This is a genomic window from Bradyrhizobium sp. Mp27, assembly GCF_029953005.1.
In the GTDB taxonomy this organism is placed as follows: Bacteria; Pseudomonadota; Alphaproteobacteria; order Rhizobiales; family Xanthobacteraceae; genus Bradyrhizobium; species Bradyrhizobium barranii.
This window is the reverse complement of record NZ_JASAUS010000138.1, coordinates 1-21,048: the sequence shown is the minus strand read 5'-3', so window position 1 is coordinate 21,048 and position 21,048 is coordinate 1. Positions and strand designations below refer to the sequence as shown.

Sequence of the window (21,048 nt, the reverse complement as noted above, 5' to 3'; positions counted from 1 at the left end):
CAAGGCTCCGAAAGCCTTGCTCACGATCCCGCGAAATCGTTGCTCACGATCGTCTGAAATCTCTGCTCACGATCCCCTGAAATCCGCGCTCACGATCCCGCGAAACGCGCAGCAAGAAGACGCAAAGCGCATCGAGCGCGAGCGAAAGTACCTCGTCGAAGAGCGCACCAGCATCGTCGGGCGCATCAAAGGGCTGTTGGCGCTGCACGGGATTTGGCTCAACGGCAAACGCATTGGCAAGCGGTTGCTGGAACGTCTCGACATAATGAAGACCGGTGACGGCCGACCGTTGGCGCCGTTCCTCAGGCGCGATATCGAACGGATGCTGCGCCACTACGACTTTGTTTCGCAGCAGATCGAAGAGGTTATCGCCGAGCGAAAGGCGGCACTCGTGGATGGGCTTGGGCGCTTTCCGCATGCAGAAAAGGTTCAGCGCCTCGCGACACTTGGCGCTGTTGGAGAGACGACCGCCACGGTGCTGGTTGCCGAGGTCTATCATCGTTCGTTCGAAACGCGACGACACGTGGCGTCGTTCGTTGGGCTCGCGCCCAGCCCTTACAATAGCGGTGACACTGGTCGCGATCGAGGTATCCACAAAGCAGGCACCAAGCTTGCTCGGCAAACATTGGTCGAGCTGGCTTGGTTCTGGCTCCGTTACCAGCCAAACAGCAAACTTTCGTTGTGGTGGCACGAACGGTTTGGCGGCATGGGGATGCGCGGTCGCAAGGTTGGCATCGTTGCTCTTGCACGCAAATTGGCCATCGCCTTGTGGCGCTTTGTCGAGCAAGGGGTGGTACCGGAGGGCGCTACGTTGAAGGTCTAACGAGAACAATGTCGTTTCTGAGCTTGCCGCAACTGCGGTAAGGCGGGCTGGCGACCGGGAAGATTGATGGCTCTTCGTAGCCCAGTAGTAGTTTGGTCGCCTCCCGTGCCTTTCAGGCTCCGGCTTACGTGAATAGCGATTGTGGTGCGAAGGCGATTGCCTTCGACCGGATACAAGTCAATGCGCTGGTGCGCATGGTCACGGCTGCAGCAGGAACGGTCGAAGTTGGGTTAGCAAGCGTGAGTAAAACCGAGTCTTCAGAAAAGAGCCCCACTTTTGAATGTGGGGCAAGTCGCCGTGGCGTTAGTACTCGGAGGCCAACATGATCGTCAGCACACGATTGACGACGGGATCTCCATTTGCGTCCTTGACATCTGGCTCTTCATACAAGTCGATCTTGAAGATGACCTGAGCTCCCTCAAAATCGAACATGCCAAAATCGTGCTTTTCGTGAGGATCGTTGGCATGGCAAAAGTCGTCGAAAACCGAGATGGTGCGGACCAAGCGCCTGACTGCGTCTGATCCAAGCGCAGCGATGCCGGAGGTCATGACGGCGTTGCCGCCGAGCAAATGTTGACGTAGCTCGTCGTTAAGCGCACGTATCCGATCCGTGTCCAAGGACATGGTTGCTCCTATTGATGATGGATGATGGAAGGGGCGGGAGGTAATTGGAACGGCGCGAGTTCGGCTCGCGCCATTCTAGCTTGAAGCGCGTAGCTTTACTTGCTGCCGCGGCTTAGGAGTGCGACCGCGCGATAGTTCCGGTAGAATTTGGGTAGCTTCGGATAGTCGCGATAGCGGAGGGTCAACAGACCATCCTTCCGGTCGACAACAATCGCCTCGGCCCAACCGTATTCCGGAGATTCCTGGGCGATGACGAGATGCCCGGCCTCGATGATTTCCCAGCTTTCGGGAGATCCCTTCTGAGGAGGCAGTGGGCCGCCAAGCTTGTCTCGCGGTACTGCGTCCGCGTCGTCCGAAATGCCCACGACGACTTCACTGTACAGGGCTTGGCGGATCTCAGGGACAGAGGCGGCACCGGTGGTTGGGAGTTTTCCAGCCGGGAGAGCACCCGCTAAGCTGATTGAGTCGGCCGATTTCAGCTCGTATAGATTGAGCGCCGTCTCCTTCGATAATTTGATGAGTTCCTCCTCGTTGGATGTGCGGTATCGCGCGCCGCGTGGCTTTTGGTTTTCATCGAAGCCGAGAACGATAAAGACCTTGGAACGGGACTTTGCTGCCTCCATTGCCTTCGCTGGAGGGGCCTTTGTTGCAGCGGCGGCACTTGATCTCACCGGAAGAAGGGCGGCCGCGAGCTCGTCGTACAAGCTGCGTTTGATGTAGGGCAGAAGCGCTCTGCCTTGGTCGTGAAGGCGTCCGACCGGAATTTTCGCGCCGATTTCGACAAGGGCTGGTCGATCGACGTTGCAAACAGCGAGCTTGAGTGAGCGCGCGGCCTTTTTGGCTGCCGCTGCCTGGCGCTCCGGAAACCGGCCGGCCTTCGGCTTGCCGGTCGCGTCGATCCCGTAGACGATGATTGCCGAGGCGGAGAGTTTGTTCGGGTTCGTAAGATTGGGCTTGGCCATTTTGCCCTCCTGAAAAGCCGAAGGGGCCCGAATCGGGCCCCTTTCTAAAACGGCGTTGTCGCTGGTCTTCCGGGAAGGTCCCGGCAATGGCGGTCTTGTCATTTGACGACTCCTTTGCTGAAGACGAGAAGAGTATTCAAACAATCTCGTCGCAAGTATAATAAAGCACATCCGCCAAAAAAGCAATGATTTCAATACTTTAGCTGCCGCAAAACTGCGCAGAAATAGAAGATGATTACTGTAATTTTAGCGCTTTTTTGGCGCAATTACTGTGAACAATACACGATAATAGATCGCATGACTTGCGATCATCAATATTGTTGCCGTTGCAGACGTTCAAACCGTCAGCAGCGCAGTAATGCCAAAGAGCGTGCTGAACAAAGCGCGGAAAATCCGGCGTAAAATCACCATCAAACTGGCGCGCGTCGATCTGCGCCGAGACGCGCCGCAAGACCTCGGCGCAGCCGCCGTCTGCATAGCAACGGGGACCGTAAGGGTGAACCATGCCAAGTTGCTGCAAAATACCGGTTCGGACCAGAAAGTTGTGAACCAGCCGATCCACGACGATCATGGCACTGCCAACTGCATACCAATCAGGACGGCCCTCGCGATCCGCCATCAAGACTGATGAAAGCGTCATCGTCAGAACCTTGTCCGAAACCCCAAAAACATGACGGGTCGGACCGACTAACGCCTCTTGAGCGGACCCATCGCCAAGTTCGCCCGCCGCCGAGAGCTGGCCATCGATCCACCCAAAAAGATCGGAATCGGCGACATCTCTGACAAACAGAAAGAAGCTGAACGCGGTCTGGTTGAGATGGCCATTTCTCAGCGGAGCCTTGGGAACGGGGCACCGGCGGATGTAGCGGGGGTGGCTGCACGTGCGCCGAGTCTTGTCGTAGCGGCAGCTTTCGTAGGTCCAATAACTGTCTAACAGGGCGCAAGCGGGATCACGCACCATTTGGCTGATCTCATGCCAGGTGATGCCGCCATGGGCGTGAAGATAAGACGCGGCCACCCTGTCCGAGATCCCCTGGAAGCTGAAGGTCTCGACCATCCAGTCAAATAGCGGCGGTGTGTTTCGAGCGCGCACGATCTGATGGAGGTCCGAATCTGGTGAGCCGACGCTGATCTGAGGCGCCAACGAGGGCAGGCCAGTGCCATTTCGGCAAATGGCGACGATCAAGCTGGCCGCGGATCTGACCGCCGCTCCGGTGGGGCGCCGGGGTTGCGCCGGCACTGCCAATGATCGGGACTTCCCTAAATCAAAGATACCAGCCTCCTTTGGGCGTCGCTGTCACCATCAATATACCGCTCGGTCGTTTGGATCGAACGGTGGCCGGCCAGGAGCTGGACATCCCTTAGGGAGCCGCCGGCCTTGTGAACGAGGCGTGCGGCGCGCGTAATAAAGGTTCGTCGTCCGGAATGAGAGGAGCAGCCGCTGAGGCCAATCGCTTGAAACGCGCGATTGAACCAGACCACGATGCTGAGTGGCGTCATCGGTCCGCCGCGTTCCGATCGCGCGATTGGTCCGTTTCCCGGAGATAGCTTTCGTAAGGCGATGAGTGCCTGTCGCAGATCCTGTTGGACCGGGATTCGGCGGCCGTGTCGCCGTTTTGCGACGCTGTCCCGTACCTCGATTGTCGCGCCAATCTCGCCGTCGGCGCCTTCAACCATATCCCATGTCAGCTTGGCAATCTCGGCGGCGCGCAAGCCTGCCTTCAGCGACAAGAGGACGATCACGCGATTTCTATCCGGGTGCCGGGTCGTGCCGGCGAAGAAGAGCAAGTCTCGCGCCGCTTGATCAGAAAGTATCTTGGCTTGCTTGCCTGCCATCTCGATCAAACCGAATGCCAGATTCTAGCCGTTCGGCCGATCGCTGCAACACAATAAATGCTTATCAGTTCGTTTGACGCGATGACCTTTCGGAAGAGATCAGCGCATCCGGATGAGAGGTGCTCGGCGACTGATGAGGCTTTGAGAGTTTGCTTATCAGTGCGATCGGAACGCCCGCGAAGACAGCAATTCGATTCGGAGACGCGGCGTCGGTTGCTAGCTAGGTAGGTCCGTGCGCGTCCGGGATAGGGATGTCCCGGACTCGTTGGCGTCGGTTCAGCTGCCGAAGCCACCTTTGGCCTCCGTCAGGGAACGGATAAAGAACGGGGTGTGCCCAAACCCCGTTTATCCACTCCGCCATTTCCGTAATCCCCAAAAGCCCCCGAAATTGCTGGCGGAACTGGCCTTATACCGCTTACGGTTTCCTCAACGACCGGTTGTAGAGGTTGACCAGCCGCAAGCGCCGTCGATTAGGATCCGAAAATGCTCATTCCAGATAACGAGACCGAAGTTGATTTTCTAAACTGCGAAGCGATTGCCGACACGGTCATTGAACTCCTCAAAACTAACCGCAGTCGGGCGCTTACCATCGGAATACACGGCGACTGGGGCGCAGGTAAATCCAGCATCCTGAAGATGGTTCAGACCGGCCTGTCGAGCGATGGCAAGGTCGCGTGTCTGTGGTTCAACGGTTGGGCGTTTCAGGGCTTTGACGACGCCAAGACCGTCCTGATCGAAGCGACGATCACCGAATTGGTCCGTCAGCGTTCAAACATGGGCAAGGTCAAGGAGCTCGGCAAGAAACTGCTGAAGCGGGTCGACTGGCTGAAGATTGCCAAGAAAGGCGGGGGACTCGCCTTCAATTTCGCTACGGGATTGCCGTCACCCGATCAGATTGGTTCCGTCCTTTCCACCATTCAGTCGACGATCACTGGTCTCGGCTCGGTCTCGCCCGATCAGTTGAAAAGCGGCCTTGAGGAGGCTGCGACTTATCTGAAGCCGGGCGAAGGCAGTGAAGACAAGAATGTCCCGGAAGCGATTCACCAGTTCCGCGAAGAGTTCGGTGAATTGCTGGAGGAGGCGAAGATCGAGCAGCTTGTCGTCATGATCGACGACCTCGATCGCTGTTTGCCATCAACCGCGATTGAAACGCTGGAAGCCATTCGGCTCTTCCTGTTCGTACCCAAGACGGCGTTCATCATCGGCGCGGACGAAGGCATGATCGAATACGCCGTTCGTCAGCACTTTCCTGACTTGCCGGTGTCATCGGGACCGCTGCCTTACGCGCGGAATTACCTGGAGAAGCTGATCCAGGTGCCGTTCCGGATCCCGGCGCTCGGAACACAGGAAACGCGGACCTATGTCACATTGCTTCTCGTTGAAAGCATTGTTGGCGACGACCATGCAGGTTTCAAAGAACTTCTCGCTAAGGCAAAGGCTGCACTGAACAGGCCGTGGCTCAGTGCTGGATTGTTGCAAGGCGATATTCAAAGAGTCGACGCCAGTAAGCGACAGCAACTTGATTCAGCGTTCCTTCTCGCAACACAGATCGGTCCGATCCTCGCTGAAGGCACGAAAGGCAATCCGCGCCAGATCAAACGCTTTCTCAACGCTTTGCTGGTCAGGCAAGCGATCGCAAAAGCCCGCAATTTTGAGGGCGCCATCAATCAGTCCAAGCTGGCGAAGCTTATGCTGGCTGAACGATTTCAACCCGACTTCTATGACCATATCGCCTCACAGGCGATGACGTCAGACGATGGCAAGTCGCACGACCTCCTTGCCTTGGAAGCCATTGAACAGGAGCAAGCCCCGGCGAAACCGGCAAAGCGCGCCAAGACAGACGAAGAGACCTCAGCGCCGCCTGACGTAAGTAAGTGGGCTGAACGGGAGTGGTTACGGCGCTGGGTGAAAATGGATCCCAAGCTCGGCGCAGACGATCTTCGACCATATGCCTTCGTCTCGCGCGATAAGCGGATGCTGGCATCTGCCGCCGACGTCGGCGGGATCGACGCACTGGTGACAAAACTGATGGCTGCCGGGATGACGTTGCGTGCGGTCGAGCCAGAGGTGAGGTCGCTGACTTCATCCGATGCGGACAGCGCGTTCAATGCGCTCCGCGAGCGCGTGCTCGCAGGAGGGAGTTTCGTCAATCAGCCGCCGGGTCGAAGGGATGCAGATTATCGCCAAACATCATCCCCGCTTTCAGACCGAACTCCTGTCCTTGGTTCAGAATATCGAGCCGAAATCGTTGGGCATCTGGATTGTCAAAGGCTGGAATGAAGTCGTCACCGATCCGACGGCCGTCACGCAATGGCGGACAATCCGGACGGGATGGGCGCAACAAGACAGCAACGGCATGCTGAAGAAGCTTGCCGGTGAGTCGCTGTCGACAACGCGTTCCTCTGGCGGTGCTCGCTGATGGGAACGTCCGGATCTTCGCGCGGCCCCGGCAGCGGCACGTCGCTCGTTCCCACGTGGTTGAATGAACCGGCGCCGGTTCCATTGCCCGGAAACATCCCGCCATCGGCTGACGATGATGGCGGCGATAACCCTGGTGCGGATGAAAACAATACCCCCTCACCAAAGCCGGACGACGGTTCACGTCCAACAATACTGGCACCGCCAATGACGGGCCGTTTTGCATCAGCGAGAGGGAATTTCACTTCCTTCGCAGGGTCCGGGGGCAACGACCGCCCGGCGTTGCGCCGCGCGGTTCGGGACTATGTTCGGACCGGATCTGGGGGCAGCGCCAATGCTGTCCGGAAGATGGGGTCTTCGCGGCAGGCTGCAAGCAACGCACTGGGCGTGTTCAGGGGCTTTCAGCGCGACGGGGTCGGCGAAACACTGGCACGGCTCAATCTATCCGAGTTGGCAGGCCGTCCGGCACGCGAGGTCTTTCTGGGCCTCACAGAAGTCGTCTGCAAGGACGGCGGCTCAATCGACGAAGCGATAGCACGCGAGGCTTGGCTTGAGACGGTTGCAGAAGTCGATGGGCTCGGTGTTACGAACCTGAACAACCTGTCCACGGACCAGATCAAGGAGTTCTTCATTTCATTCATCGCGAACGCGGTAGAAACGAAGCTGATGCAAGAGATCGGTGTTAATGGCCTGAAGGTAGCGGACCTCAGTACGATCCAGGCGTTCGAGGCCCAGCTGGAAGCCTACATCAGAGGCTCGGTCCGGGATTCGTTCTCGAGCGATCTGAGTGACTTGTCTTCAATGACAGACGGGCAAATTCGCGGTGTCGTCGACAAGACATTCAAGGACGCCTGGGACCTTCTGGAACTTTTGGGGGATCGGGAAGGATGAGGCGGCACAGCGTCATCGCGCGGCTTGGTGCCGCTGACAAAACAAAGATTGTCGTTATCGACGGCCAATCCGTTCAGACGCAAATCCAGTTTATCGACGGTGAAAAGAAGCTTTCCTTCGGCTTGGGCCAACTAATTGACGCGTTGACAAGGCGAGGCGTAATTCCAAGTGAACAGGCAGTTGATCTCGCAATATTAAGCGCTGTTGTAACAGCAGCAGACACGCGAATTTCACGCAAGACAGAGTCGCAGGACTCGTGGACCCGGGAAATTGATCTTTATATTCCTGTCAGCAACGTGAAGCTGTTTGAGGCTGAGTCCGATTTTATAGCGCGTATCCTTGCGTTCTTGACCGGGGACAGGTGGCGCATCTTTTTCCGGCCACGCCTAAAGGAACACTCTACGCTCGTCGACAAGAAGCAGTTGAAGGTTGCCTCGTTTGACTCAGTCTGTCTGTTCTCAGGGGGGCTGGACAGCTTTATAGGCGCTATCGATCTGCTCGCCGAGAGGCGGAATCCCCTTCTCGTGAGCCACTATTGGGAAAACAGCACCAGTTCACAGGAAATCTGCGCGAAGCGGATTGGTGCCGTCTATGGGGATACCGATCCGCGTCATGTGCGTGCCCGGATCGGCTTCGGCAACAGTCTCGTGAAAGGGTCGGACTCAGAGACTACCACGCGCGGCAGATCGTTTCTGTTTTTCGCTATGGCGGTCCTGGCGGCAAGCGGTCTCAATAATGCTGACATCGTCATTCCCGAGAATGGTCTGATATCGCTCAACGTGCCATTAGACCCGTTGCGTCTTGGTGCCTGGAGTACGAGAACAACGCACCCGTTCTACCTTGCTCGCTGGCAAGAACTCCTTGGCAAGCTCGGCATCCCCGGGACCATGCACAATCCATATCGATTCATGACGAAAGGAGAGATGGTCAAGGCATGTGCGAATCAGACCCTACTGAAGACCTGCGCGGCTGAAACGATTTCGTGTTCTTCCATCTCAAAGGGTAGATGGAAGAAGCTTGCGAAAGGCCATTGCGGGCATTGTACTCCATGCCTGATCCGCAGAGCATCCCTTATCAGTGGCGTAGGAAAGGATGCAACGTCTTATGCGCTCGCTAACCTAAATGGCGCGAAGCTCGAAGGGCGTCTGGCGGAAAGTGAACACATCCGGTCTTTCCAGCTCATGGCTAGACGGTTGGCCGAGCGGGCGGGCATAGAGGACATTCTGGTCCACAAGCCTGGACCTCTGACGGACTACTCACGGGACGAGGTTAGCAATTACAGTGCGGTATTCAAACGTGGCATTGAGGAAGTGGCCGCTGTGATTTCAAAGGTGACTGTGAAGCCATGAAAGTGCTGCCGCAATCCATCGAGGGGTATGACTTCCACTGTCACGTTGACCTCGATAAAGACCCTCGGGCCACCATCGCACGCTGTGACGCGGAACGTGTTTTCACGCTGGCGGTGACCACGACACCCAAGGCATTTTCAACAAATGCCGAATGGGCGCGTACTTCTAGCTATGTATTCCCGGCTGTCGGTCTTCATCCCGAACTTGTGGGAGAGCGCTTTAACGAGCTTCCGTTGGTATTATCCCTGCTGTCAGAAACCGCATTCATTGGTGAAGTCGGCCTGGACGGCAGTCCACAACACAAGCGTTCTTACGAAAATCAAAAGACCGCGTTTTGCAAAATTTTGGATGGTGCCCAACAACTCGGCGGTAAAGTTGTTACGGTTCACAGCCGTCGAGCAGCAAATGACGTTGTCGAATTAATCGAAAAGCATACGACGCCGGACCGTGTGCTCTGCATTCTTCATTGGTATGCGGGGTCAGCTACTGCCATGAGGCGCGCCGCAGCTGCGGGCTGCTACTTCTCCGTGAACGCAAACATGCTGGATTCTGATCGGTCGGCGTCCCTGATCGGAGCAATGCCATCCGAACGTATTCTGACCGAAACTGATGCGCCGTTCGGACTGACAGATACCCGCCCGAGCATGCCGTGGGATGTACTGCGGACGGCCCGACGTCTGACGCCATACGGACCTGGCGGTGACATTCCACTCCACGAGAACGCAAAACGCGTTCTTAGATTTGCTGGAGTGGTTTAATCGTGTTTCGTGAGATCAAGCGGCAGTGCCTGGCGAAAGTAAGTGTATGAGGGGCTCGAACTCGCGTTCAGCTTCACCATCAGGCTCTAGGAAAAGGAAAGTCGGGAATGATGGTCGCAAGGACAGCGTAGTAATCAGGCGGATTCAACCCCGAGCCGCTCGTCACGTGGTGGTCAACAAGGGCCCATGCTGTCCTCTTCATTCCCTAAGCTTGTTTCACAAGGCTTCGGTAAGATAGGCGATAGCGCTTTAAGCGGATGGTCGTCGACACGAACAGCCTCAAGTCGGATGAGCTGAGCTCGGTAGCAGCCACGCCAACCGGTCGACTGCTCGGGTAAGCGGTCCGCTCTGGATCACCGGCCTTCCCACATTGAAAATCGGGGGATTCTCAGCCAAAAACGCCCAAGACCGCGGCTTCCGGCTTGACCCACTGAAATTACATGTTCTAATTTTGTTCTCAATGGGGCCGAGGCCGATTCTGCGAGCCGCGGCGTCGCCTATGAACGACCACAGCAGCCGCCCTGATCCGGACAGGAACCATGCACGAGATCATCTGTCCCCATTGTGACAAGGCCTTTAAGGTCGATGAGTCCGGTTACGCGGATATCCTGAAGCAGGTCCGCGACGCCGATTTCGCAGAACAACTGCACGAACGTTTGGAACTGGCCGAGCGCGACAAGCAGAACGCTGTGGAATTGGCAAAGGCCCGGGTGAGCAATGATCTGCAGAAGATTGCAGCCGCCAAGGACGCCGAGATCCTGGAATTAAAATCCAAGCTTGAAGGGAGTGAGGTTTCGCAGAAGCTTGCCGTGACCGAAGCGCTCAGTGCTGTCGAGAAGGAGCGCGACCGGCTCGCAAACGCGCTAGCTGAGTCCGAGCGTGAAAAGAAGGCGGCCTCGGAGCTCGCTGAAGCGCTTTTGGCGAGCGAGCAGCACAAGATCACCGCCGCCAAGGAAAAGGAAATCCAGGAGCTGAAGGCCAAGGTCCAGGCTGTTGAGCTTGAGAAGAAGTTTGCAGTGACTGAGGCGGTTGGCGTCATCGAGAAGGAGCGCGATGAGCTGAGGAACGGCATCAAGCAGGTCCAGCTTGAAAAACAGCTCTCGGAGAAGTCACTGAAGGACAAGTACGAGACGCAGATCAAGGATCGCGACGACGCGATCGAGCGCCTAAAAGATCTGAAGGCCCGCTTGTCCACCAAAATGGTGGGCGAGACCCTCGAGCAGCACTGCGAGACCGAGTTCAACCGCGTGCGGTCGATGGCCTTTCCGCGGGCGTACTTCGAGAAGGACAACGATGCGCGGACCGGCAGCAAGGGCGATTACATCTTCCGGGACTCGGATGATGCCGGGACCGAGATCATCTCGATCATGTTCGAGATGAAAAACGAAAGCGACAGAACCGCAACGAAGAGCAAGAATGAGGACTTCCTCAAGGAGCTCGATCGGGACCGGAACGAGAAGGGCTGCGAGTATGCCATCCTGGTCTCATTGCTTGAGCCGGACAACGAACTTTACAACGCCGGCATCGTCGACGTCTTCCACCGCTATCCGAAAATGTATGTCATCCGGCCGCAGTTCTTCCTGTCGATGATTACGCTTCTTCGGAATGCGGCGATCAACTCGCTCAAGTACAAGACCGAGCTGGCGCTCGTGAAGGCGCAGAATATCGACATCACCCAGTTTGAAAACCAGCTTGAGACGTTCAAGACCGCGTTCTCGAAGAACTACGATCTGGCCTCCAGGCACTACCAGACGGCGATTGCCGAGATCGACAAGTCTATCGACCATCTGCAGAAGACGAAGGACGCGCTAATCGGTGCGGACCGCAACCTTCGCCTCGCGAACGACAAGGCCCAGGACGTGACGATCAAGAAGCTGACACGTGGAAATCCGACGATGGCGACGAAATTTGCGGAGCTTAAAGCTTCGGCAGCTGAAGCCGCGGAGTAAATGTCCGTTTGGACCGAGGTGCACCGCAATAGGCCCGCGGCGCGGTGTTAGTATGCTATCCTGTCGGCGTCCGGGGCGGACCGGGGTGCGGACGAACTGCGGTAATTTGGGCTCACGTTGAGCGCCTAACATTTGTTGCAAGGCCGTCGCGATCTTCAACCACTGGAGCACCGGCAAAGAGACTTGAGTGAAGGTTTCATGCGAGGAACTTGCATCATCGCTTAGCCTGTACGAGCGCTCGATCCATTCGGTCAGATGTAGCATTGTCGCGAATTTCGAGCGGCACTCGAGCATAGACGTTCGTAGCATCCCGGATACGTGGGCCTTGGGACTTTGTCCACAATCGCCTTTTGTCTAAGTACCGCGGAAGGGAGATGACGCGCCTCATTTCTCGCTATAATCATTCACAACCAGAAGAGGAGCTGGGGTCGGGACGGGGTATGGCGAGCGCAAAGCGATCGGAGCACCCGCAGCCATCCTGACCAGCTCAAAATCTGCGGCGCGGCGGAGATGAGCCCTAACGCGTCAGACCAATTTCCAGAGTGGCTCGCGGGGGACGGTTAGATTGGCGAGCATCGGCACGCGGCCGAAAGGCGTGGATCAGGAAGCTAGATCGGCTGTTACAAGGCTGTTTGATGATACGCGGCGCAGGTTGGTCGAGACAGGGACCCGCAATCGCCTTATTCACGTCAATCGCGCTAACACGCGCGGTAACGTACTGAATATCGTCAACGAGCATTCCGATGATGTTCATGCCTTGCTTTCTGGTGGCAAGACCATGCGCTTTTTCGCGCTCGGGAAGGACAAGGTCGAGGATAGCGGCGAAGTCGTCCTCGCTAACGTTATCGGGCAACGGTCCGAAGAAGATCGCCGCACCGATTCATGGCTTGAGACGCGGCTCGGTCCCGACGCGCTGCAGAAGAAGCTGTTGAAGATAGCGCGGGAAGCCCAAACTGCGGAGGAGGAATCCGGCGTCAATGTCCTGTACCTCGCGATGGGCTTCCTGACCTGGTACGAGGACAAGGCGTCGAGCTTACCACGTGAAGCACCGCTCGTTCTCCTTCCCGTCGAACTCGTGCGCAACGCGAGGACTTCGACATTCGACCTGCGAGTGCGAGACGAAGACGCTCTCACAAATCTGCCGCTCCAGCAGCGGTTGAGAGACGACTTCGGAATCGAGCTTCCCGAGCTAGAAATCGAAGAAGACTGGAAGCCGTCCGACTATTTTACCGAAGTGCAACAGGTGACCAGGTCGCGGGAACGCTGGAAGCTCGACCCCGATGCTATGCAGTTGGGATTTTTCAGCTTCAGTAAGCTACTGATGTATCGTGACCTGGCCATCGAGGCGTGGCCCGACGACGCACTGGCAGCCCATGCGCTTACTCGTGGTCTACTCTACGAAGGCTTTGAACCCGAGGAGCCGCTATTTACCTCAAATGACAAGTTGGACGAGGTCCTGCCGCCAGAAAAGCTTTTCCATGTTGTCGATGCGGATGCGTCGCAAGCTAAGGTGATCGAGGAGGTGCGGTCAGGACGGAACCTGGTCGTTCAAGGGCCACCTGGAACAGGCAAGTCTCAGACAATCACGAACATTATTGCGGCTGCGGCCAAGGAAGGTAAGCGAGTCCTGTTCCTTGCCGAAAAGATGGCTGCGCTCACTGTGGTGAACGATCGGCTCGTGAAGGTCGGGCTACGTGATATATGTCTTGAGCTACATTCGAGAAGTGCAAATAAGAAAGCAGTCCTTGGCGAACTGGCGCGCACCTTGTCGCAGGCTAGCGTCGTGCCCGGAGTGCCGGGAGCGCCAACGGCTTTGAGAGAAGGCCGCGATCGACTGAGCAGTCTTGCAGAAGCGTTACATCGCCCAATCGGAGCTACGGGAGAGACGGCCTATAGCGTGCTTGGTCGGCAATCTCAGTTTATTGGGAAAGGCATGTCGCCCCCAACTCTGGAGGTCGAAAGCCTGCATTCAATGTCGCGGCAGCAAGAGATCGATTTGCTAGCGACGATCGAAGAATATGGCGCGCTCCTCGCGGAAGAGGGCCGAACAGCCTCGCATCCCTTCGAGGGCACGGGCAATCTTCATCTTCAGCCGGTGGACTTAGCTCGACTGACAATTTCGCTGACTGAAGCTCAAGTCGCCGTGACCTCGCTTGCAAAGTCACTGCGCATGCCCGTCGACGCGCTTGCGTTGCCTAACACCGCAGCCTTCGACGTTGTTGCTCCGCTGGCCGATGTACTAGGGCGCCTCGAAGGATTGCCCCTTAACGCGGCCGACATTGCGCAGAAGGTGCTCGACGCACCGGACATTCCTCGCCTTCACCAAGCCCTGCGTGCCGGCATGGCGTGGCGGCATGCGCTCGACCAAGCGTTAGAAGCATTTGTCGAAACCGCCTTCAGCGCTTCTTCTAACCATCTCCGTGCTCCGCTGGCGGCGGGTATTCGTTCGTTCTTTGCCCGCTGGGGTGGCCGCTACCGTGGCGCATCACGAGAACTTGCCGGCCTGTTGCGTGGAGGCTTACCCAAAACCGCGACCGAGAGAGTTGCGCGGATCGACCAACTGACCGCAGTGACTTCGCTGAGATCGGAATGGGAAGACGATCGAGAATATTGCGGTCGTATTCTCGGTGATGCCTGGCGCGGAGAAAAATCCGACTTTAGGAAATTGGTTGCCGTCGCCGAATGGTGTGAGAGGCTCTCCAAAGCCCCAATCTCCGTGCGTTCGGACAAGTCGATCGCACTAGCCGCTCAGGTTGACGCCCTAACTGCGATGCTACGGGCATTGCGAGAGGCGGCGCAAGCAGCACGCTCGGCGTTGCAAGCCATTGTGAAACTGCTCGATCTTGATCTTGGCAGTTTCGGTGATCTAGGTCTTGAGCACACCGAACTCAACGCTGTCGCTGCGCGCTTTGGAGCTATGGCTGCTTCGACTAATCGATATGCGGCGTGGACCCAACTCGCCCGGCGTCGGCAGGCGCTTGTGTCTGCGGGATTGTCCAGCCTTGAGGAGCGGATGCGATCTGGCGAGCTCGATGGAGCTGCAGCAGCAATCGAGCTACGTTACGCCCGTGCCGAACGCCTTTGGAAGGGCGCTCTTGAGCAAAACGCCGACCTCCGCGAGATTGGCCTGGAACGGCGCCATGATCTGGTTGACACCTTCGCGACGCTAGAGCGTCAGCAGCTCAAGGACAATGTAACCACGATTCTAGCCGGCCACCTCGCGCAGGTACCTCAAGGCGCCATGGGGGAGATGAAAGTCCTACGTGGCGAGATTGGGAAAAAGCGCAGCCATATGGCACTGCGACGATTGGTCGAAAAGGCCGGCACAGCAATACAACGTATTAAACCCGTCTTGTTGATGAGCCCAATATCGGTCGCTCAATACTTGCCGCCGGGCACGATCTCGTTTGACCTTCTGGTCATCGATGAGGCTTCGCAAGTTCGCCCAGAGGACGCGCTTGGAGCGATCGCACGAGCTACGCAAATTGTGGTGGTGGGTGACAAGAAGCAGCTTCCGCCATCCTCCTTCTTCGATCGGGTTTTGGCGGACGAAGAGGATGACAAGGAAGGCGACAATGAATACGTCGGCCCGGACTTGCTGGAAGGCGCGGCAACAATTGGCAGTATGGAGAGTATCCTCACTCTTTGCGAGGCGCGCGGCTTCGCAGGTAGAATGCTGAAATGGCATTATCGATCACGTGATCCATCGCTTATCGAAGTTTCGAATCGAGAGTTCTATGACAGCGACCTCGTTCTGCCGCCGTCCCCCTACAGAAAGATCCGGCCTACGGCCTGTGCTTTACCCGGGTCGATGGGGTTTACGACAAGGGCGGAAAGCGGGATAACCGCAAAGAAGGCGAGTCCATTGTCGATCGAATAGCGGAGCACGCGAGAGAAAATCCAACGCATTCCCTCGGAGTGGTCACGTTCTCGTTTGCGCAGCGAAACCTCATAACAGAGTTACTCGAGCTTCGTCGTCGCCAAGACACCACGCTAGATCAATTTCTGCGCGAGGGGCAATCGGAAGATCTTTTTGTCAAGAACATCGAGAACGTGCAGGGCGACGAGCGCGACGTCATTCTCGTTAGTGTTGGCTATGGCCCCGCTATAGCCGGCGGAAGGTTGAACAGCATGTCGTTCGGCCCGGTTAACGGAGAAGGCGGCGAACGACGACTCAATGTACTGTTCACTCGTGCTAGGATCCGCTGCGAGGTGTTTGCATCCTTCGATCCCGGCGACATTGATTTGAATCGCACCTCAAAAGAAGGCCCGCGAATCCTCAAGCGCTTTCTTGATTTTGCGAAGAATGGTCGTCTGGACGAAGACGCGCCGACTGGCCTCGATGCAGATTCGCCTTTCGAAGAAGATGTTGCTGATGTTGTGCGGGGGTATGGCTTCCTCGCAGATGCGCAGGTCGGATCTGCTGGTTTCCGAATCGATCTGGGTATTCGTCACCCTGATAAGCCGGGTAGCTATATCCTGGCCGTCGAGTGTGATGGTGCGACGTACCATAGTGCTCTGTGGGCCAGGGAACGGGACCGTTTACGTCAGGACGTGCTCGAGCACCTCGGTTGGCGGTTTCATCGAATTTGGAGTACCGACTGGTTTTATAATCGTCACTTTGAGATAGAGCGACTGCGCAAAGCGCTCCTGGATGCACGGGAGAGTTCTGACAAAGGGCTGCGAGTCGAGGGCGCAAATCAGGGGCGATCGGCCGAGCCAACCGAAATCGAAGCCGCGCCAATCTTAGTTCCCGAGGTCGTCGTTCGGCAGATGCCTGCATATCAGCGGGCGGTCTTTCGCGTCAGCACTTCGAACGAGCCGCACGAGGCGCCCGTTTCTGTGCTCGCGAATTTGGCCCGAAAGATCGTGGACGCCGAGGGTCCGATTCATGTGGAAGAGATCGCTCGGCGCGTGGCCTCCTGCTTTGGCAAGGAAAAGGCGGGATCGCGAATATTAACTGCGACAGAATCCGCGTTGTCAGTCGCCCGAAAAGGGAGTGCCGATCTACTTACCGATGGACAATTCTGGTACACAAGAGGTCAGTCGGATGCGCCTCCGGTTCGCGACCGCTCTGCCGAAAGCGGTGCAACTCTCAAGGCTGCATGCATCTCTATTCTGGAAATACAAGCCGCGTTTAAGATAGCCCGTGAGGACAACGGCGGGGGCGAAAACGAGGAGCTTATCAAAACAGTCGCTCGGCTACTCGGTTTCAAACGGGTGGGAGCGGATTTGCAGGCACGCTTAGCAGAGGGTTTAACTTGAGCGGGTCATCGAATTGATGGAGGTCGGAATTGCTTGCGAGCGAAGTCATTGGTCTTGCTATTTGTGCAGACCGACCAATGGAACTATCCCGCCAGCTGATAAGATTTGGCTGCAGACGCCTTTGATCAACGGATAAGGTAATTGCACAATCGCGGTCAGTCTGCGGACTGATAAGGAATCTAACAAAACGGAGTCAGTCGCCGACTGATAAGGAAATAGCTGAAACCTTATCAGTGCTGGCACTCTTGAGTGGCGCCACCCTTCGATCCTTAGCACGGTCGGCGTGAGGGCACCATCTCAGCGGACTCGGCTACCCGAACTCGCAGATAGGGCGCCTTAATGAACCTTCCCCGATGTCCTTGGCGGGTGCGCCCAGCGGCGTTGTTAGAGCGGTTCCCGACCGGATTGAATCGTTTGGGATTGAACGAAGCCGCTGCCGCGGCGTAAGGGGCAAGGTGGCGTAGATCGCCTCCTGGCTGAGAGGATGTGGGTGTTGGAGCCCACCCCCTCAGACAGGAGTATCGAGATGGCCGATTTGAGCCCTCTTCGCCGTCGCATGATCGAAGACATGACCGTCCGCAATCTGTCGCCAGCGACGCAGCGATCCTACATCAGCGCTGTTTCGAAGTTCAGCCGCTATTTTGGCCGATCACCTGACCGGTTAGAGTTGGAAGACGTCCGCGCCTTCCAGGTGCATCTGGTCTCGACCGGCATTTCATGGCCGGCGCTGAACCAGATCGTCTGCGCGCTACGGTTTTTCTACGGTGTCACGCTCAGCGAGGCGCTCATCCCGGAGCGCATTCCCTATGCGCGAGAACCGCGCAAGCTGCCGGTCGTGCTCAGCGCCGACGAAGTGGTTCAGTTTCTTGAAGCGGTATCGAGCCTGAAGAGCCGCGCCGCGCTCACCACCGCCTATGCGGCCGGGCTCAGGGCCTCGGAGGTTGCGGGACTGCGGATCGAAGACATCGACAGCGCCCGTGGCGTCATCCAGGTGCGCCACGGCAAGGGGGCGAAGGATAGCAACGTGATGCTGTCGCCCCAACTGCTTGGCATCCTGCGCACGTACTGGCGGCTCGCTCGGCCGCGGCTTTATCTGTTCCCGGGACGCGACGAAGATCATCCGATCGATCCGACCGTGTTGCACGCCGCCTGCCGGTCGGCGGTGAAGGCTGCGGGTCTGACCAAGCGCGTCACGCTGCACACGCTGCGCCACAGCTTCGCGACACATCTTCTCGAGAACGGAACCGACATCCGGATCATCCAGGTTCTGCTCGGGCACAACAATTTGTCATCGACGGCGCGCTACACGCAGGTTGCCACCCATACGATCCGGGCGACGCAGAGCCCGCTCGATCGCCTGTCGCTGGAGGTGACGCCACCTGGATGATCCGCAGCGGGATGCGGGTCATGACCCGCTCCGACACCCGCTCCAACAGGCCCGCCATCGAGATTGCCGATATTCTGCGCCGGCATGGCGACGCCTATCGCCGTGTACATGCCGGTCATCTGGGGCGGGTCGAGCGGCGCGTGATGAGCGCGATCGTTGCGTGCCGGACCGAGGCGCTCGGCGGCCACATGGAGGCTTGCGACGACTGCGGCACGACACGCGTTGCCTATAATTCCTGCCGTATGGGCAAAGCCAGTAATGGGGAGCTGCCAATCGCGATCACCGTATTTTCTTGTGGATTGCCGCTCTCGAGCTCTCCATTACAAGTCGCTCGTGCGGCCCCGTTGGGTCGGCCACTGATGGCCGGTCACATACGGAGACGGACATGTTGGAGACGTACTTCTCGGCAGCGAAGATGCTGGGGCATCTGCGCAGTGGGCCGAGCGGGCCTTACCTTGACGGGTTTGCAGCGGCGCTGGAGCGGCAGGGCTATGGCCCCGAGACAGCGGTACGCTATTTGCGAGCGGCGGCTCACATCGGTCATGTTATGGCCGAGCAAGGCGCGGGCCTGACGGACGTTGATCTCGCCGCGTTCGGCGAGCACCTGCGCACTTGCCGGTGTCCACGCGCCAAAGGCGGCCGGCGCAACCACCACACCATCTACGGTGCCAGGCTCTTTCGTCGGCACCTCGTCGAGCTCGGCCTTTGCCGGTCCGCGGTGGCGGCAGCACCCGCCGAGCCGCAGCTGGTCGCCGACTTCAAAACGTGGCTGCGCAAGCATCGCGGCGCATCCGATGCCACCATCAGGCTCTACGCCCGCGACGCCGCGGGCCTGATGATGCATCTTCGATCTGACCCGGACGGCTGGAGGCCGAACGATGTCCGCAGTTACTTCCTGGAGCGGGCGAGCAATAGCGGGAGTGGCACGATCGAGAAGATGACAACGAGCCTGCGGGCCTTCCTGCGGTATCTCGCAGTCGCAGGCCGTTGTCAGGCAGGTCTCGACGGCGCCGTTCCAGCCTACGCTCATTGGCAGCTTGCCGACATGCCCCGGTATCTGTCGACCGAGCAGGTCGACCGGCTGATCGCTGTCTGTGACGGCGACGTCGGTGGGCGCCGGCGTGATCGTGCGATCGTACTTTTGTTGGTGCGCCTCGGCCTGCGGGCCGGTGACGTGGCGCAACTGCGTCTCGCGGATATCGAGTGGCAAACGGGATCGCTACGGGTCTGCGGCAAGTCGCGCTACGAGGTCCGGCTGCCGCTACCGCAAGACGTCGGGGATGCGATCGCCGCCTACCTCGAATGCCGGCCGTCTACCGGCCGGAACGATGTCTTGTTCCTGCGCACGATCGCGCCGAGCCGGCCATTCCGACGAGGCGACGGCATCTCGTCGGTGGTCAAGCGTATCATGAAGCGGGCCGACATTGTGGCGCCGGTCAAAGGGGCCCACACTCTGCGGCACACCGCGGCGACCGAGATGCTGCGCCATGGCGTGCCGCTCGACAAGATCGGCCTCGTCCTTCGGCATCGCGGCATCGACACGACGGCCTATTACGCAAAGGCCGACGTCGCGCTGCTGAAGCGGGTTGCTCAGCCTTGGCCGGAGGCGCTCTGATGCTCGACGCCATCGAGACCTATCTCGCGCTCCGCCGCACCACGGGCTTCGCGATGTCGACCGCGGAGCACCTGCTGAAGAGCTTTGCCGCCTTCGCGGCCGAGCGCGGACAAACGTACGTCGAGACAAAAACAGCGATCGACTGGGCCGCGCTCGGACCATCCGTCGCGCAACGCGATGCACGGCTCAGAGCCGTCTGTCGCTTCGTACGCCATGTCCGGGTGGAGGAAGTCGGGCACGAGCTGCCGCCGGCAAATCACTTCGGCGCCCGCAAGAAGCGTCGCACGCCGCACATCTACACGACAGACGAGATTAGTCGGCTGGTCGAAGCTGCGCTGCGGCTTCGGCCAACGCGCGGCTTGCGCCCGCACACGCAAGCGACCTTGATCGCGCTGCTCTCATCCACCGGGCTCAGGATCTCCGAAGCCCTGAAGCTGACGATCGCGGACGTGACCCGCGACGGTCTGCTGATCCGCGAGACCAAGTTCCGCAAGACCCGACTGGTGCCGCTGCACGACACGGCGGTTGCCGGCTTGCAGCGATACCTGGCACGTCGCGGGCTCGGCTCAGACGATGATCCGGTCTTCATCGACAAGCCCGGTCGGCCGCTACGCTACATTGCCGTCAAGGAGACCTTCGACAGGCTGGTCGACAAGGTTGGCATCAGATCGACGTCGGCTCGCCGTCCTCGCCTGCACGATCTACGGCACACGTTTGCGGTGCGCGCGCTGCAAGGCAGCCCTACCGGCCGGGGCCGGTGCGGGGCGCACATGGCGGCACTCGCGACCTACATGGGTCACGTCAACATCTATGCGACCTACTGGTATCTCGAGGCCACGCCCGACCTCTTGCGCGATGTCGCCATGGCCGGCGAAGCGTTCATCTCCGAAGGGAGGTCAGCATGACGCCGATCGCTCCCCTCATCGAGACGTTCCTGCGCGACACACTCGCTTGCCAGCGGGGCGCCAGCCAGCACACGAGGGACTCCTATGCCTCGAGCTTCCAGCTGCTGTTCGTGTTCGCCGCCGACCGGCTCAAGGTCAAACCTTCGGCGCTGACGTGCGCGTTTCGCGGGATCGTGAGCGCGGATTTCAGGGGATCGTGAGCAGAGATTTCAGACGATCGTGAGCAACGATTTCGCGGGATCGTGAGCAAGGCTTTCGGAGCCTTG

At 58.3% G+C, this 21,048-nt stretch carries 16 protein-coding genes and 1 pseudogene; 13 read left to right on the top strand and 4 right to left on the bottom strand.

Annotation, left to right across the window (positions count from 1 at the left end; all coding sequences use genetic code 11):
- On the top strand, positions 1 to 823 hold an 823-nt coding region (locus QJT78_RS40170; RefSeq protein WP_281460534.1), incomplete at its 5' end, for a transposase.
- A 303-nt stretch (positions 824 to 1,126) separates the two neighbouring features.
- On the opposite strand, the gene QJT78_RS40165 is transcribed toward QJT78_RS40170, so the two are convergent.
- The 4 genes from QJT78_RS40165 to QJT78_RS40150 form a co-directional block, all read right to left on the bottom strand.
- Positions 1,127 to 1,447, bottom strand: coding sequence for a DUF3768 domain-containing protein (locus tag QJT78_RS40165; protein ID WP_038952397.1), 321 nt, complete (start codon positions 1,445 to 1,447; stop codon positions 1,127 to 1,129).
- 95 nt (positions 1,448 to 1,542) lie between these two features.
- Positions 1,543 to 2,409, bottom strand: coding sequence for a hypothetical protein (locus QJT78_RS40160; protein ID WP_038945796.1), 867 nt, complete (start codon positions 2,407 to 2,409; stop codon positions 1,543 to 1,545).
- 235 nt (positions 2,410 to 2,644) lie between these two features.
- Complete coding sequence (locus tag QJT78_RS40155) at positions 2,645 to 3,595, bottom strand: hypothetical protein (protein ID WP_240537865.1); 951 nt, start codon at positions 3,593 to 3,595, stop codon at positions 2,645 to 2,647.
- Between the two features lie 74 nt (positions 3,596 to 3,669).
- Positions 3,670 to 4,245, bottom strand: a complete 576-nt coding sequence (locus QJT78_RS40150) for a site-specific integrase (RefSeq protein WP_038945798.1) — start codon at positions 4,243 to 4,245, stop codon at positions 3,670 to 3,672.
- A gap of 483 nt (positions 4,246 to 4,728) precedes the next feature.
- Between QJT78_RS40150 and qatA the strand changes: the two genes are divergently transcribed.
- The 12 genes and pseudogenes from qatA (at position 4,729) to QJT78_RS40090 (ending at position 20,982) form a co-directional block, all read left to right on the top strand.
- On the top strand, positions 4,729 to 6,525 hold the full coding sequence (gene qatA, locus QJT78_RS40145) for a Qat anti-phage system ATPase QatA (RefSeq protein WP_049807979.1): 1,797 nt from the start codon (positions 4,729 to 4,731) through the stop codon (positions 6,523 to 6,525).
- Between the two features lie 138 nt (positions 6,526 to 6,663).
- Positions 6,664 to 7,554 carry a Qat anti-phage system associated protein QatB gene (gene qatB / locus QJT78_RS40140; RefSeq protein WP_157790081.1) on the top strand — a complete coding sequence of 297 codons (891 nt, stop codon included), beginning with the start codon at positions 6,664 to 6,666 and terminating at the stop codon, positions 7,552 to 7,554.
- Entirely contained in the window at positions 7,551 to 8,903 is a 1,353-nt protein-coding gene (qatC, locus tag QJT78_RS40135; protein WP_038945094.1) for a Qat anti-phage system QueC-like protein QatC, read from the top strand. Before qatB ends, qatC begins: the two co-directional genes overlap by 4 nt.
- On the top strand, positions 8,900 to 9,661 hold the full coding sequence (gene qatD, locus QJT78_RS40130; protein WP_080586799.1) for a Qat anti-phage system TatD family nuclease QatD: 762 nt from the start codon (positions 8,900 to 8,902) through the stop codon (positions 9,659 to 9,661). The genes qatC and qatD overlap by 4 nt, the downstream gene beginning before the upstream one ends.
- A gap of 539 nt (positions 9,662 to 10,200) precedes the next feature.
- Positions 10,201 to 11,610, top strand: coding sequence for a DUF2130 domain-containing protein (locus QJT78_RS40125; protein WP_038945093.1), 1,410 nt, complete (start codon positions 10,201 to 10,203; stop codon positions 11,608 to 11,610).
- A 565-nt stretch (positions 11,611 to 12,175) separates the two neighbouring features.
- Positions 12,176 to 15,490 carry a DUF4011 domain-containing protein gene (locus tag QJT78_RS40120; protein ID WP_202802153.1) on the top strand — a complete coding sequence of 1,105 codons (3,315 nt, stop codon included), beginning with the start codon at positions 12,176 to 12,178 and terminating at the stop codon, positions 15,488 to 15,490.
- Positions 15,403 to 16,875, top strand: coding sequence for a DUF3320 domain-containing protein (locus tag QJT78_RS40115; RefSeq protein ID WP_335337559.1), 1,473 nt, complete (start codon positions 15,403 to 15,405; stop codon positions 16,873 to 16,875). Before QJT78_RS40120 ends, QJT78_RS40115 begins: the two co-directional genes overlap by 88 nt.
- Positions 16,876 to 17,401: 526 nt before the next feature.
- Positions 17,402 to 18,262, top strand: coding sequence for a tyrosine-type recombinase/integrase (locus tag QJT78_RS40110; RefSeq protein ID WP_038945091.1), 861 nt, complete (start codon positions 17,402 to 17,404; stop codon positions 18,260 to 18,262).
- Between the two features lie 20 nt (positions 18,263 to 18,282).
- Positions 18,283 to 18,504: pseudogene (locus QJT78_RS40105) on the top strand (transposase zinc-binding domain-containing protein); the annotation flags it as partial.
- A gap of 143 nt (positions 18,505 to 18,647) precedes the next feature.
- Positions 18,648 to 19,877, top strand: a complete 1,230-nt coding sequence (locus tag QJT78_RS40100; protein ID WP_244433184.1) for a tyrosine-type recombinase/integrase — start codon at positions 18,648 to 18,650, stop codon at positions 19,875 to 19,877.
- The gene (locus QJT78_RS40095; RefSeq protein ID WP_028153991.1) at positions 19,877 to 20,782 is read left to right on the top strand and encodes a tyrosine-type recombinase/integrase; all 906 of its coding nucleotides are present in this window, start codon (positions 19,877 to 19,879) and stop codon (positions 20,780 to 20,782) included. The genes QJT78_RS40100 and QJT78_RS40095 overlap by 1 nt, the downstream gene beginning before the upstream one ends.
- The gene (locus QJT78_RS40090) at positions 20,779 to 20,982 is read left to right on the top strand and encodes a hypothetical protein (RefSeq protein ID WP_038952400.1); all 204 of its coding nucleotides are present in this window, start codon (positions 20,779 to 20,781) and stop codon (positions 20,980 to 20,982) included. Before QJT78_RS40095 ends, QJT78_RS40090 begins: the two co-directional genes overlap by 4 nt.
- The last annotated feature ends 66 nt before the right edge of the window (positions 20,983 to 21,048 follow it).

Bases quoted from the DNA above. Each gene is read 5' to 3' on its own strand.
- qatA (WP_049807979.1), top strand. From the start codon at position 4,729: ATGCTCATTCCAGATAACGAGACCGAAGTTGATTTTCTAAACTGCGAA.
- QJT78_RS40165 (WP_038952397.1), bottom strand. From the start codon at position 1,447: ATGTCCTTGGACACGGATCGGATACGTGCGCTTAACGACGAGCTACGT.
- qatC (WP_038945094.1), top strand. From the start codon at position 7,551: ATGAGGCGGCACAGCGTCATCGCGCGGCTTGGTGCCGCTGACAAAACA.
- QJT78_RS40095 (WP_028153991.1), top strand. From the start codon at position 19,877: ATGCTCGACGCCATCGAGACCTATCTCGCGCTCCGCCGCACCACGGGC.
- QJT78_RS40090 (WP_038952400.1), top strand. From the start codon at position 20,779: ATGACGCCGATCGCTCCCCTCATCGAGACGTTCCTGCGCGACACACTC.
- qatD (WP_080586799.1), top strand. From the start codon at position 8,900: ATGAAAGTGCTGCCGCAATCCATCGAGGGGTATGACTTCCACTGTCAC.
- QJT78_RS40150 (WP_038945798.1), bottom strand. From the start codon at position 4,245: ATGGCAGGCAAGCAAGCCAAGATACTTTCTGATCAAGCGGCGCGAGAC.
- QJT78_RS40110 (WP_038945091.1), top strand. From the start codon at position 17,402: ATGGCCGATTTGAGCCCTCTTCGCCGTCGCATGATCGAAGACATGACC.
- QJT78_RS40125 (WP_038945093.1), top strand. From the start codon at position 10,201: ATGCACGAGATCATCTGTCCCCATTGTGACAAGGCCTTTAAGGTCGAT.
- qatB (WP_157790081.1), top strand. From the start codon at position 6,664: ATGGGAACGTCCGGATCTTCGCGCGGCCCCGGCAGCGGCACGTCGCTC.
- QJT78_RS40100 (WP_244433184.1), top strand. From the start codon at position 18,648: ATGTTGGAGACGTACTTCTCGGCAGCGAAGATGCTGGGGCATCTGCGC.
- QJT78_RS40160 (WP_038945796.1), bottom strand. From the start codon at position 2,409: ATGGCCAAGCCCAATCTTACGAACCCGAACAAACTCTCCGCCTCGGCA.